The 12,764-nt window shown below is 55.1% G+C and carries 12 protein-coding genes; 4 read left to right on the top strand and 8 right to left on the bottom strand.

From position 1 onward, the window contains the following. The first annotated feature begins 145 nt into the window (after window positions 1–145). Window positions 146–964: a helix-turn-helix transcriptional regulator gene (locus KNV97_RS05050; RefSeq protein WP_218561693.1), complete on the top strand. Its 819-nt coding sequence runs from the start codon at window positions 146–148 to the stop codon at window positions 962–964. An 81-nt stretch (window positions 965–1,045) separates the two neighbouring features. Continuing rightward, window positions 1,046–2,323, top strand: a complete 1,278-nt coding sequence (gene tyrS / locus KNV97_RS05045) for a tyrosine--tRNA ligase (RefSeq protein WP_218561692.1) — start codon at window positions 1,046–1,048, stop codon at window positions 2,321–2,323. Between the two features lie 109 nt (window positions 2,324–2,432). Here the strand turns inward: tyrS and KNV97_RS05040 are convergent, their stop codons facing one another. The 4 genes from KNV97_RS05040 to pncB all read right to left on the bottom strand — a co-directional run bounded on the left by KNV97_RS05040 (window position 2,433) and on the right by pncB (window position 6,320). Beyond that, entirely contained in the window at window positions 2,433–2,897 is a 465-nt protein-coding gene (locus KNV97_RS05040; RefSeq protein WP_136487060.1) for a heme-degrading domain-containing protein, read from the bottom strand. Further along, window positions 2,894–3,934 (bottom strand): oxidoreductase, encoded by a 1,041-nt coding sequence (locus KNV97_RS05035; RefSeq protein WP_136487059.1) that lies wholly within the window; start codon window positions 3,932–3,934, stop codon window positions 2,894–2,896. Before KNV97_RS05035 ends, KNV97_RS05040 begins: the two co-directional genes overlap by 4 nt. A 1-nt stretch (window position 3,935) precedes the next feature. Then, on the bottom strand, window positions 3,936–4,703 hold the full coding sequence (locus tag KNV97_RS05030) for a DeoR/GlpR family DNA-binding transcription regulator (RefSeq protein WP_136487058.1): 768 nt from the start codon (window positions 4,701–4,703) through the stop codon (window positions 3,936–3,938). Between the two features lie 309 nt (window positions 4,704–5,012). Beyond that, window positions 5,013–6,320: a nicotinate phosphoribosyltransferase gene (pncB, locus tag KNV97_RS05025; protein WP_218561691.1), complete on the bottom strand. Its 1,308-nt coding sequence runs from the start codon at window positions 6,318–6,320 to the stop codon at window positions 5,013–5,015. Between the two features lie 300 nt (window positions 6,321–6,620). Between pncB and KNV97_RS05020 the strand changes: the two genes are divergently transcribed. Together KNV97_RS05020 and KNV97_RS05015 are read left to right on the top strand one after the other, a co-directional pair. Continuing rightward, a complete protein-coding gene (locus KNV97_RS05020) occupies window positions 6,621–7,337 on the top strand; it encodes an NUDIX hydrolase (protein ID WP_136487056.1) in 717 nt (238 codons plus the stop codon). 252 nt (window positions 7,338–7,589) lie between these two features. After that, on the top strand, window positions 7,590–8,876 hold the full coding sequence (locus KNV97_RS05015; protein WP_218561690.1) for a hypothetical protein: 1,287 nt from the start codon (window positions 7,590–7,592) through the stop codon (window positions 8,874–8,876). A gap of 156 nt (window positions 8,877–9,032) precedes the next feature. On the opposite strand, the gene fecE is transcribed toward KNV97_RS05015, so the two are convergent. The 4 genes from fecE to KNV97_RS04995 are packed head-to-tail and all read right to left on the bottom strand — an operon-like array spanning window position 9,033 to window position 12,663. Beyond that, complete coding sequence (gene fecE, locus KNV97_RS05010) at window positions 9,033–9,800, bottom strand: Fe(3+) dicitrate ABC transporter ATP-binding protein FecE (protein WP_218561689.1); 768 nt, start codon at window positions 9,798–9,800, stop codon at window positions 9,033–9,035. A gap of 3 nt (window positions 9,801–9,803) precedes the next feature. Beyond that, the gene (gene fecD / locus KNV97_RS05005; RefSeq protein WP_218561688.1) at window positions 9,804–10,766 is read right to left on the bottom strand and encodes a Fe(3+) dicitrate ABC transporter permease subunit FecD; all 963 of its coding nucleotides are present in this window, start codon (window positions 10,764–10,766) and stop codon (window positions 9,804–9,806) included. Continuing rightward, complete coding sequence (locus KNV97_RS05000; RefSeq protein ID WP_218561687.1) at window positions 10,763–11,764, bottom strand: iron chelate uptake ABC transporter family permease subunit; 1,002 nt, start codon at window positions 11,762–11,764, stop codon at window positions 10,763–10,765. The genes fecD and KNV97_RS05000 overlap by 4 nt, the downstream gene beginning before the upstream one ends. Then, entirely contained in the window at window positions 11,764–12,663 is a 900-nt protein-coding gene (locus KNV97_RS04995) for a Fe(3+) dicitrate ABC transporter substrate-binding protein (RefSeq protein WP_218561686.1), read from the bottom strand. The genes KNV97_RS05000 and KNV97_RS04995 overlap by 1 nt, the downstream gene beginning before the upstream one ends. Window positions 12,664–12,764: the final 101 nt, after the last annotated feature.

The raw sequence follows: 12,764 nt of genomic DNA, 5'->3' as shown, positions 1-12,764 counted from the left end.
CCAGAGTGCCGTAAGTGTGTCGACAATAGATTGAGCGAGTTCACACTTTATCCTTGATAACGGCTCAGCTTGACACTCGATTTGCCCGCCGCCAGCAGGCATACTGGGGTAAAATTATAGCTTCAGTCACACGCAAGGGATGCTCATGCAGGTCAGTTATCAGGAATACCACGCACTCGGTGAAGCGATCAGCGCGCTGCACAGCCCGCAGTTCAGCTCGCGTCTTATTGACGTACTAAAAAGTGTACTCAGCTTCGATTGCGCGGTGATTCTCGGCCATCGTCTGGATAAACATCCGATCTATTTGTATGACTCACTGCCGGCCAGACGTGAGCTGTTGTTCCAGCACTACCTGACCCACGCCTATCAGCATGACCCGTTTTATCTCAAAGTGGCGCGCGAGCACAGCGAAGGTGTGTTTCACTGGCGCGAGGTGGCGGGCAGCGAGTCGGCGCAGCGCGAATATCAGCATCAGTTTTACTCCGCAACCGGCTGGCAGGATGAAGTCACCCTGGCGGTCAATCTTGCAGGCCAACGCAGTATAGTGATTCATCTCGGGTTCCTGTCACAGCACAATCCTGTCACCAAAGACGAGATACATGCGCTGCAACAACGCTTTGTCACGCTGGCCGCATTATGCCGTCAGCACTGGAATCCGCAGCCGTTGCTACTGGCTGAAAGTGGTCAGGCGCCGCAGGATCTGCGCCACTGGGTAGAAGCGGCAATTGCCAGTTTCGGACACGCCCGGCTCAGCCCGCGCGAGCAGCAGATCACGGCGCTGTTGATTCAGGGCCTCGACTCACAGGACATCGCCGAGCAGCTCGGCATCCGTCATGGTACGGTGAAAAACCATCGTAAACGCATTTACGCCCAGCTCAATGTCGCCTCGCTGAGCGAACTGTTTCAGCTGTTTTTAAATCACCTGATCGCAGCCGGCTACCCATCAACGCCCAAAGCAGACTAAAACAGCGTGATTGTCCCTTTAGGGACATCGCCCCGCGCGCATCGTTTGCTTATGCTGCCAACATCAATGATTGGAGGCAGTATGAATTCAGATTTTTTGTTTAATGACCTGAGCGCGCGCGGGCTGATCGCACAGAGCACCGATTTGGCAGAGCTGCGCCAGCTGTTTACTACACCGCAAACCTTATACTGCGGGTTTGACCCCACGGCGGGCAGTTTACACATCGGCCATCTGGTGCCCTTGCTGATGTTAAAGCGCTTTCAGGATGCCGGACATCAGGCAATAGCCCTGGTAGGCGGTGCCACCGGGATGATTGGCGATCCGAGTTTTAAAGCCACTGAGCGCAGCCTGAACGATGCAGGGACTGTCGGGCAATGGGTTGCGGATTTGAGCGGTCAGATTACGCGGCTAATGACCCCGCATCTCAATCAGCCTATCCAGTGCGTCAACAACGCCGACTGGATGAAAGATATGGATGTGATTCGCTTTTTTCGCGATATCGGCAAGCATTTCTCAGTGAACAGCATGGTTAACCGTGAATCGGTGAAGCAGCGGCTTGAGCGCCCGGATCAGGGCATCTCGTTTACCGAATTCAGCTACTCGCTGCTGCAGGCGTATGATTTTGCCCATCTCAACCACAGCCGGCAGTGTCAGTTACAAATCGGCGGTAACGACCAATGGGGTAATATTGTCAGCGGTATCGACCTGACCCGCCGCCTCCATCAAAGCAAAGTTCATGGCCTGACTCTGCCTTTGATTACCAAATCCGACGGTACTAAGTTCGGCAAAACCGAAAGCGGCGCGGTGTGGCTGGATGCAAGCAAGACCTCGCCGTATTCGTTCTACCAATTCTGGCTCAATTGTGATGACAGCGATGTCTACCGCTTCCTCGCCTACTACACCTTCTTATCCATGGAGCAGATTGCCATGATTGAACAGCAAGACTCACAGCGTCAGGGCAAGCCGCAGGCGCAGCAGATCCTAGCCAGTGAAGTGACCCGCTTTGTGCATGGCGATGAAGGGCTCGCCAGTGCGCAACGTATCAGCGCTGCGCTATTCCGCGGTGAGTTGAATCAGCTCAGCGAAGCCGAGTTAGGTCAGTTAGAGCAGGACGGATTGCCGTGCCTCAATATGACACGCAGCGACATGACACCCGGAGAGGAAGTGGTTGCCATGCTGCTTTCCAGCGGACTAGCCGCTTCCAAACGTCAGGCACGCGAATGGCTGGCACAAGGAGCGATTCGGATCAACGGAGAACGCTGCGAAAGCGCGCAGATTACCGACCACTTCGCCCTGTTCGACCGTTACTATGTGCTGCAACGTGGCAAAAAGCAGTTTGTACTGGTCAAGCTGGGCTAAGTTTACACTGTAAACAGCCGCCGCTTAGTGCAACAAAAAAGCCCCTCGCGGGGCTTTACACTTTGTGTATCGGATAAGCTTTATTACACAAGCTTTAGTTCTACAAAGATTATTGCTGGCTGAGCACGTTTTGCAGTGCGTCCGCCACCAGCTGATGGTCTTCTTCCTGCGGCAGGCCGGAAACGGTCAGCGCGCCGACCAGGCCGGAGCCTTGGATGCGGATCGGGAACGAACCGCCGTGGCCGCAATACTCGTTGGCATCGACATGCAGCTGCGCTTCAAATTCACGCTGTTTCTGCGCGTTGTACAGCGACAGGTAATAGGTACTGTGGTTGTACTTGAGCACCGAGTTGCGCTTGCGGCGTACCCAATCAAACTTGTCAGCCGCCGTGCCCGGCATCGCATACTGGAACAGTACCTGACCAAAACCAAACACTTCAATCGCTACCGCCGCGCCGCGTTGCTCTGCCGCCTGCTTGAGTGCACAGCCCAGTTGCCAGGCTGTCTCGTGATTGAAGTGCTTGAGCTGAATTGTCGCTTCCTGCGCCAACACATCATCCAGAGTCAGGCTCATAGATTCACCTGAATCGTCTGGCCGGTTTTGCTGCTTTGCAGCGCCATTTCAATCAGCGCAATATTATGCAGCGCTTCTTGTGGCGGTACCGGATTGGCGGTGCCCAAGCGAATCGCATCGGCCACCGCTTTGAAGTACAGCTGGTAGCCGCCCAGCTCGGTTTTCACCGGCTCAGAACCTTCTTCGCTGTACAGCACGCCGCACAGGGATGCCTCTTCAGCAGCCCACTCAGGCGCTTCCGGCAGGAGCCCTTGTTTCAGGTAACCTTCCTGCGGATCCAGGCCGTATTTTTCAAATTTGGCCTTTGAACCCAGCACTTTGTAGCGCAGGTTGGGCTCCGGGCTGTACAGGTTAGAGTGCAGGTGCACAATGTGCTCCGGGTAGTGCAGGATCAGGTTGTAGTAATCGATGGTGGTAGAGCCCGGGCGCATCAGGCGGCACTGAGCGTTGATCGCCTGTGGCAGGCCAAACAGTATCAGCGCCTGATCCAGCAGGTGCGGTGCCAGATCAAACAAAATGCCGCCGCCGTCTTGGGCCTGTTCGCGCCAGCGCTGACGGATTTCCGGACGGTAACGGTCGAAGTGCGATTCAAACAGTTTAACTTCACCCAGCGTACCTTGTTCAATCAGCTTTTTCACGGTCAGGAAGTCACCATCCCAGCGGCGGTTGTGGAATACGCTCAGGGTCAGACCTTTTTCATCGGCCAGCGCAATCAGCTTTTCGCCGTCTTCGATGCGGGTCACGAACGGCTTTTCGACAATGACGTTTTTGCCGTTTTCCAGCGCGCGTTGAGCGAGCGAGAAGTGAACATCATTCGGAGCCGTGATGATCACCAGCTCGGCATCGCTGTTATCGAGAAGCGAATTGGCATCAGCAAACCACTCAACTTCCGGCCAGTCAGCTTTGACGGCATCCTGCTGACTGGAGCTGATCGCGCTCAGCTCCAGCTCCGGCAGGGTTTTAATAAACGGCAGATGGAAGGTTTTCGCTGAGAAGCCGTAACCAATCACGGCTGTTTTTACCGGGGCGTAAGTCATATTAAAGCTGTCCTTCTTGTGGGGTTGCCACGATGCATTGAATATCGTGACGTTCAAACAGTTGTTGTAGTGCGGCTGTTGGCGCTGCGTCGGTGATCACCATGTCAATGGCGGCGATATCACATACATGATGGAAGTTTTCGACGTCCATTTTCTGATGTTCACACACCAAAATCACCTGCTCGGCCTGCGCCATCATGGCCTTTTTCATCGCTGCTTCCTGCTCATCGTTGGTGGTCAGGCCGCGCTCAGATAAAGCGCACACACCGATAAAGGCTTTGTTGACATGATAGCCGGCCATCTGTTGCTGCGCCTGAGCGCCAAGTACCGCGCGGCTGTAAGGGTCAAAATGGCCACCGAGCAAATGAACGGTCAGGTCACTGCTCAGCTCTGTATTGGCGACAATATTAACGGAATTGGTCACTATGGTGGCCGGCACGGCAAGGTAGCCCGCCATCAGCGACAAGGTAGTGCTGGTGTCGAGCACCAGATAATCCTGCTCATCCACCAACTCGGCGGCGCACAACGCCATGGCATGTTTGGCCGCACTGATGGTTTTACCGGCGTAAGGCTCACTTTTGGCGGAGACCGGCGCCGTCATCGCACCACCACGGATACGCTGAATACCGGGCTGCTGGGTAAGCTTGACCAGATCGCGCCGCGCCGAGTCACGCGATACACCAAACTGCTGGCAAATTTCGTTCAGGGTAATTTTACCCTGCTGCTCAAGCAGCGTGGTTAAGTGGATCAGGCGTTCGTCTTGGGTCATTTACTTATAATCACGTAAGTGGTTTTAATGCATTATGCCCAGTTTCGCGATTTGATGCACGAAAAATATACCGTACACAGCTTTGACGTTACGTACACTGCTTTAACGTTAAGTGAGGAACCCGCTTAATGAGCAGATTTCGCGCATAAAAAAGCGGCGTTAAACGCCGCTTGATTGCTGGATGTGGATGTGGATGTGGATGTGTGATTGTGATTCAATCGCAGTGTTGGCCGCACTCGATTAGCGCGAAGTCAGCGCATTTATCTTGTCTAATTTATCTTGTCTATCTAAGCCGCGACGAAAGTCGGATCAGGCGGCTGCGATATACTGCCGCTTAACCTGCTTTTGCCGACGCAGCTCCTCAACCAGTGCATCGACATCCAACTCAATATTGAAACGACGCTTGAGGTTAGCGAGGAAGATTGGGTCTTCACACATCGCTTTTTCCGGTTCATCGCTGATTTTCGCCACCGGACGACCATTACATTCAGTCAGCTTAATCACAATCGACAGGGGTTGATACGCCTTGCCTGCCTGATTTTTCCAACCTGCCAGATCGTTGGTCAGGAAGGTGCCGATACCAAATGAAATCCGCACCCGGCCGGCAAAGTATTCACACAGCTCCAGCGCTTCATCAAAGTTGAGGCCGTCGGAGAAGATAAACACTTTCGAGCTTGGATCAATTCCCATGCTGGCATAATGCTCCAGCATGCGATCACCCCATTTAAACGGGCAACCGGAATCATGGCGGATCCCGTCAAAGGCTTTCGCCAGGTGCATGTTGAAATCCTGCTGGAACGCATCGATGGTCAGGGTATCGGTCGGCGCAATCGACAGCTGGCCGTCAAAGGCCGTCAGCCACTGCTCCAGCGCGACGCGCTGAGAATCACGCACGTTGACCAGTGCCTGATGCCCCATAAACCACTCATGGGCGATGGTGCCAATCGGTTTGAGGTCAAACTCACGGGAAAAATGATAGTTACTGGTGCCCAGCAGCAGCTCCGGGATCTCCTGCTTGAGGTACGCCATCACGTCGCGCTGTACCTGGCCGGAAAAACGGCGTCGGGTGCCCATTTCAGTCAGTGAGAAGTTGCTGATGCCGCGCTTGGCGATTTCCGCTTTGAGTTTCTCTACTTTGCCGGCCAGCACCTCGATTGGCAGTTCGGCCGGAACGTCAGCCCAGCGGCGGCGGTTACGCACCTCCGATACAATCGACATAATGATGGTTTCGTACAAAATGGTGTCGCGCCAAGTGCCTTGGATCCCAATCCGCAACTGATGTTTACCCTCTTGCTTGACCACGCCCATTTCAATCTGACGCTCAGGCTGGAAATGGAAATAACGCAGAGACTGCAAAAACGAGCTTTTCAGATGCGGTGAACTCTGTTTGAGGTAGACAATATCGGCATCGGAGAAACGCAACGACGCCAGATGCGCGATCTCATCGCGCACTTCATCCAGCAGGTCACTGACGTCTTCATCACTGCGCACAATCAGTTCGTAACGCACCTGACCATCAGGATAGAGCGAGTGAATCGCCTGCATCATGTTGATTTTATAGGCGTCGAGGTCCAACAAACTGCGGATAATGCGGGGAGAAAACAGGCCAGCGTTCATAGTGCTTTCCTTTGGTTCACGGCAAGGATAACTCATGTTAGTAACATTGTGTTCTTAACTCATGCCGGAACAATAAATGAGCACATCCTGTTTGTCAACTTTTGTGACAAACCCTGCAGCCATTCATATCCATAAACTTAGATGGTTAAGCAGAGGAACCCGCCTATTTACAGCCCTTTAACCAGTAAAAAGCGCCCTGAGCATTTGGACAAAATCAGTTTGTCACAATTGGTTATTTACATTTGACCACGCCGTCGCGCTTGCCTAGAATGTGACTCGTTGTTTGCCAGGAAAGCTAATATGATCGTCACCATAGATATGATTTGTCTCCGTCTTGCGCCACAAGGGATCCAAACCCTGCTGGTCAAGCGCCGCAACCCCAATCGCCCGGATTGCGGCAAATGGGCGGTACCGGGCGGCCTGGTGTACGATGAAGACATGACGGCATCCGGCGGCGAACCGGCCGATGAGGATTTTGAATCCGCCCGGCGCCGGATCTGCCGCCAGAAAGTGCACACCTTTCCCAACTTCATCAGTGACCCTCTGGTAGACGGTAACCCGAAACGCGACCCGGACGGCTGGAGTGTGAGCATCTCCCATTACGCCCTGCTCAACCCGTCCAATGTGCGTCAGATTGAAGACTTTGGTATCGACAGTGAGCGCGCGGGCTGGTTTGATTTAGCCCCGCTGCTGCGCGGCGAGAAAGAGCTGGCCTTTGACCATGTGGCGCAAATTCAGCATGCGTGGAAAAAACTGCGGGCCGCCGTGGAGTACACCTCGGTGGTGCTGTTTTCGCTGGAAAAAGAGTTTCTGGTCGCCGACATCATCGAAGCCTACGCTAAATTCGGAGTGGAAATGAACCGCATGACGGTCAAACGCCGCCTGATCGATACCGGAGTGATTGTCAGCGCCAATAAAATCGCCGCGTCCTGCAAAGGCAAAGGGGGCAAACCGGCCACCATTTACCGACTGGCGAGCAATGAAGTGATTTACTTTCAGACCTGCCTACGCGGCTGACGGAGCGCTGACTTTCCCACGGGCATTTCGCCTATCCGCTCTGATGCTGCTAAACTTTTGCGCAATACCTTGCTTAAAATTCAGCCCTTGACTATTGCGTAACTTAAAAAGCTTTGATAATGATCACATTCGTTGTTGAAGTTTTGATCACCATCCTAATTTAAGCTTCAACGACTGCAAACACGAAGCCGGATTCAGACACCAGGTCTCTTATTCTCCCGACTTTCCGCACTCAATCACATTAAGAACGCTATGACGCCTTTTATCGCCGCTTCCGGCGGCTGGCTGCTGATGATCAGCCTGGTAATCTCTCTTTGTGCCCAGATGACCGGGCTTATCAGCGGCTATTGGGCCGGCGTACCTATCTGGATCGCCGCCGCTCTGTTTATTCCTTATATTAAGCCCGCGCAAAAAAAACAGATTGTCCTGCTGCTGGTGATTGGTCTGGCCGGCCTGATTTACGGCATGAGCCACGGTGCCGATATGCTGTATGTCCGCAAAGCGCTGGAAGCAAACCAGAACGTGGTCACCATGCTGATCGGGGTCGGCTTTCTGCGCATTTTTGCGGTGCAAAGTGTACGCAGCGGCGAAACGCTGCCGCAAGGTAAATCCGCCCTGCTGCGTACTTTGTTTGGAACCCATCTGTTTGGCTCCGTCCTTAATATGTCTTCAGTGATCATTGTCGGCGATAAGATCGCCGCTCAGGGTAGGCTTTCCACCACCCAGGGGCTGGTGCTGCTGCGGGCATTTGCCGCCTGTGCATTCTGGTCACCGTTTTTCGCTTCCATGGGTCTGGCGCTGATCAGTGCGCCCGGTGCCCAGCTCAGTACTCTGGTCGCCTACGGTATTCCGGTAGCCTTAGTTGCCCTTGGCCTGAGTGCCTGGCACATCTGGCGTCAGCCTGACAGCGATTCACTGGCCGGTTATCCGGTCACCCTGTATTCACTATGGATGCCGGCCCTGCTGGCGGTGATCGTGATAAGCGCCCATGAGCTGTTTCCGCACGTCAGCGTGCTGTCATTAGTCACCCTGACCGCGATTACCTTTACCGCTGGCTGGCTGCTGTTGAAAAAGGGCAAACCTGGTGTGCGCATCGCGCGCAATCACATTAATGTCGGTATCGCCAGTTCGTGTGGCGAAGTGGTGCTGTTTGCCGCCGCAGCGATGCTGGCCTCCGGTGTCGCGGCGACGCTGATGGCGCTGGATATTCAGCTCGCACCAGCCCATTTCGGCGCCTTTGAAGCCTGTATTACGGTACTCGTACTGATTGTTCTGGCGATGACCGGCATGCATCCGGTCACCAGTGTGGTACTGGCAGGCAGTATCCTTGCCCCTTCGGTCAGCGACCCGAATCTGCTCGGCATGACGCTGCTGATGGGCTGGTCGCTGGGCATCACTCTGTCGCCGTTTTCCGGTATTCAGCTCAGTATCCAATCACGCTATGCAGTGGGCACCAAAGCGCTGCTGAACGCAAACTGGCGCTATATCGGGATGATGTATCTGGTGTGCAGTGCGATGATCGTCTGGTACAGCCTGTAACCTGTGTTGCTCTCATAGATACCATTTGACCCGAGCGCCCTGCGTGGCAGCCGCAGTGATAGTGTCCGCCAGTTCAAAAAGCAGCCGCCACTGACAATCCACCGTCCACCACACCGGCATCGGAAACGGCGCTCGCCTTGTCGCCTGTTGCCGTGATCAGCGCACCACACACATCGGTGTGCCAGCGATCGGGTCCTGATGGATTTCCGCATCCAGCTCAAACACACTGGCCAACAATTGCGGGGTCATTACCTGCGCCGGACGGCCTTCACTGACTATGTGTCCGTCCTGCATTACGATCAGATGATCGCAGTAACGACAGGCCTGATTAATATCATGCAACACAGTGACAATGGTTTTGCCCTGCTGATTTAAGCTGCGCATCAGCTTCATTAGTTCAACCTGATGGTTGATATCGAGGTACGTGGTCGGCTCATCCAGCAGAATAAAATCGGTGTCCTGCGCCAGGGTGAGTGCCAGCCAGACCCGCTGGCGCTGACCACCGGACAGATCTGACACCGCTTTATCCGCAAAAGAAGCAACACCGGTCGCCTGCATCGCCTGCTCGACTATCTGCTTGTCTTGGGCCGAGAGCTGGCCCCAGAAACCGGTGTAAGGACTGCGCCCGTAAGCCACCGCCTCACGCACTGTCACGCCTTCCGGCGGCTCCTGTGACTGCGGCAGCAACGCCAGATGCTGCGCCAACGTACGCGATGCCACCTGTTCAATCGGTTCACCCTGCCATAATACCTGCCCGCTCTGCGCTTTGAGAATGCGCGACAACGTCTTGAGCAAGGTCGATTTTCCGCAACCATTCGGGCCGAGCAGTGCGGTTATTTTACCCGCCGGAATATCGACATCGACCCCTTTCACGATCGGGCCTTTGCCGTAGCCGACAGTCAGATTTTCAGTACTTAAACGCATCGGTTATCTCATCTTAGTTAGCAGGTATAAAAAGTAGGGCGCGCCGATAATAGCCGTCATAATGCCGGCCGGCAGCTCAAGGGGCGGAGCAATGATGCGCGCCGCCAGGTCAGCGACCAGCAGCAGCAAAGCCCCCACCAGCATCGCGGTCGGCAGTAAGTTCTGATGCCGCCCGCCGACCAGTTGCCGTGCCAGATGCGGTGCCACCAGTCCAAGGAAACTGATCGGTCCGCACACGGCAACCGCCGCCGAAGTCCAGATCACTGCCACCAGCAGCGCCGCAGCGCGTACCCGGTTGACCGAAATACCGAGGCTGAGCGCACGTTCATCGCCCAGAGTGAGCAGATTCAGGGCGTGACTGAGCCACAGCATGACAGGCAACGCGGCCCACCATGGCCACAACAAAGTGAGCTGATCCCAGCCGCGTCCCCATAAACTGCCGGTCAGCCACAGCAGAGCATTGTTGATTTCCAGTGGCTGGGTCAGGATAAGAAAGTCAATTCCACTGCCGTACAAAGCAGCCAACGCGACACCTGTGATGGCCAGTTTGACCGGAGTGGTCTTGCCGCCGCACACCAAAGCCAGCACCAGTGCCGAGGCCATACCGCCACACAAAGCGGCCAGCGGCAGCCAGTAGACCGACACCGTCGGCCATAAGGTCATCAGGGCCACCGCCGCCAAACCAGCGCCATGGCTGACACCGAGAATATCCGGCGATGCCAGCGGGTTACGAATCACGCCCTGGATCAGTACCCCGGCGCTGGCCAGCATAGCACCAACCAGAATCGCGATGACAATCCGTGGCAGGCGATAATCATGAATGGTGAAATAGTGCTCACTGCCGGGAAACAGACCGTCCCACACCTGCGGTAACGGAATATGTACCGCGCCAAGACTCAGGCTGGCCACGGACAGCACAACAATCCCGCCCAGCAGCAGGCATTGCGTTTTGATTAAGGAATTCATGCGCGATTTCTCACCAGATACAGAAAGCAAGGTGCACCGATCAGTGCCAGAACAGCACCGGCCGGTGTTTCGGTCGGAAACACCACCGCCCGGCTGATGATATCGGCCAGCAGGGTCAGCATCGCACCAATCAGCATTACCACCGGCAACAGACGCCGGTGATCATAGCCCACCAGTAAACGCGCCATATGCGGCACAATCAGGCCGACAAAAGCGATCGCTCCGACCGTGCTGACACACAAGCCAACCAGCACCAGCACTGCCAGGCCAATCAGCACCCGCAGCAGAGTCAGATTAACGCCTAAGCTTTTGACCCGCTCATCGCCCATCGCCAGCACGTTAACCTTGGGAGCCAGCAGCATACTGAGCACCAACGCTGCGCTCAGGCCCGGCCAGCTCATCTGCCAGGTATCCCAGCTGACATGAGCAAACGAGCCCGCCAGCCAGGCCATCACACTGGCGGCCTGATCTTCTTCCAGAATGACGCTGGCTTTGGTCAGCGCGCCACACAGGGCTGAAATTGCAATCCCGGCCAAAACCAGCTGACCGCGCTCTGAGCCCATTTTCCAGGCGCCGCCAAGCAGCATCACTAACCCCCAAGCCGTGAATCCGCCGATCATAGCCGCCACCGGAGTCGTCAGAGCTGAAGACGCTGCAAATACGGTGCTGACCAGCGCCATACCCAGTGCCGCGCCGGCATTGACGCCAAACAGGCTCGGTGACGCCAGCGGATTACGGGTCAGCCCCTGCATTAAGGCGCCGGCGCAGGCCAGACTCGCACCAACCAGTGCTGCCTCCAGCACCCTTGGCAGACGAATTTCGCGCACAATCATGTGCGACATCACCTGCTCATCCGGCGCCCACAAGGCCGTCAGAGCTGCAGCGCCCGAGACCGGCACCGCCGAAAAGGCAAACAGCGCCCACCAGGCAACCAGCAATAAAAACACAACGAGCGTGGCAACCACGCTCGTCTGTTTTAGCTTGTCAGCCCGGCTCATCAGGCGTTAACCAGTTTAACCAGATCGGCCGCCATATATTCCGCCGCCAGGATACCGCGGCAACGCGCCCACAGGTTGCCGTCAACGTGCAGCAGATGCTTGGCGCGCACTGCATACAACAGTTTCCACAACGGTTGCTTTTCCCAACGGGTAATGATGCTGTTTTGGGTGTAATCTCCTACCACCAGATAACCGGGGTTGAGTGCCAGCAGTTGTTCCAGACTGATCTGACGCGACGCATTTTCGTTTTTCAGTCCGGCCGGAGAATCGAGGCCCAGAGCGTGAATCACACCGCCAGCGTAAGAGTCCGCTGAGTGAGCGTAAAAACCGTTTTCACGCGCGACACCAAACTGCACCACAGGCTGTTTAAGTGTCGACAACTGCCTGGCGTAACCTTGCATGGTCTGCTGGTGCTCAGCCAGACGTTGCTGCATCTGCTTATCTTTACCCAGCACTTGACCAATAATCGCTGCTGATTTGAGGTTATCCTGATAGGTTTCGCGGCGTGAAGGCAGCAGCAGCGTCGGCGCAATTTTCTGCAAATCACGGTACACCGATGAATGACGATCGACATCAGCAATAATCAGATCCGGTTTGAGCGACGCAATCACTTCCAGGCTTGGCTGGGAGCGGGTACCAACCGATGTCCACTGCGCTAGCTTATCGCGTACCGCAGGCAGCAGGCGATTGGGGTCATTATCATCGGCAATCCCGACCGGGCTGACATCCACCGCCGCCAGAGCATCAACAAAAGAAAACTCCAGCGTGACAACGCGCTGCGGTACATAATCTAAGGTGAATTCACCGTGACTGTCCGTCACGGTCACGGCAGAGGCCATAAAGCTCACCCAACATCCCATTAGCACCAGACTACGTGCTATCCAACAAGACCATTTCATATCTATTTCCTAATTTTCGTGATCATCAGCACCTTAATGCTGCTCTCGATTGTACTGATTTCGACTTCAGATGAAACGAAAATTGCAGTGAGAATTATTTT

The organism is Vibrio ostreae (genome assembly GCF_019226825.1).
In the GTDB taxonomy this organism is placed as follows: Bacteria; Pseudomonadota; Gammaproteobacteria; order Enterobacterales; family Vibrionaceae; genus Vibrio; species Vibrio ostreae.
Note: the sequence above shows the minus strand (reverse complement) of the source record. Positions and strands in the feature narration are given on the sequence as shown.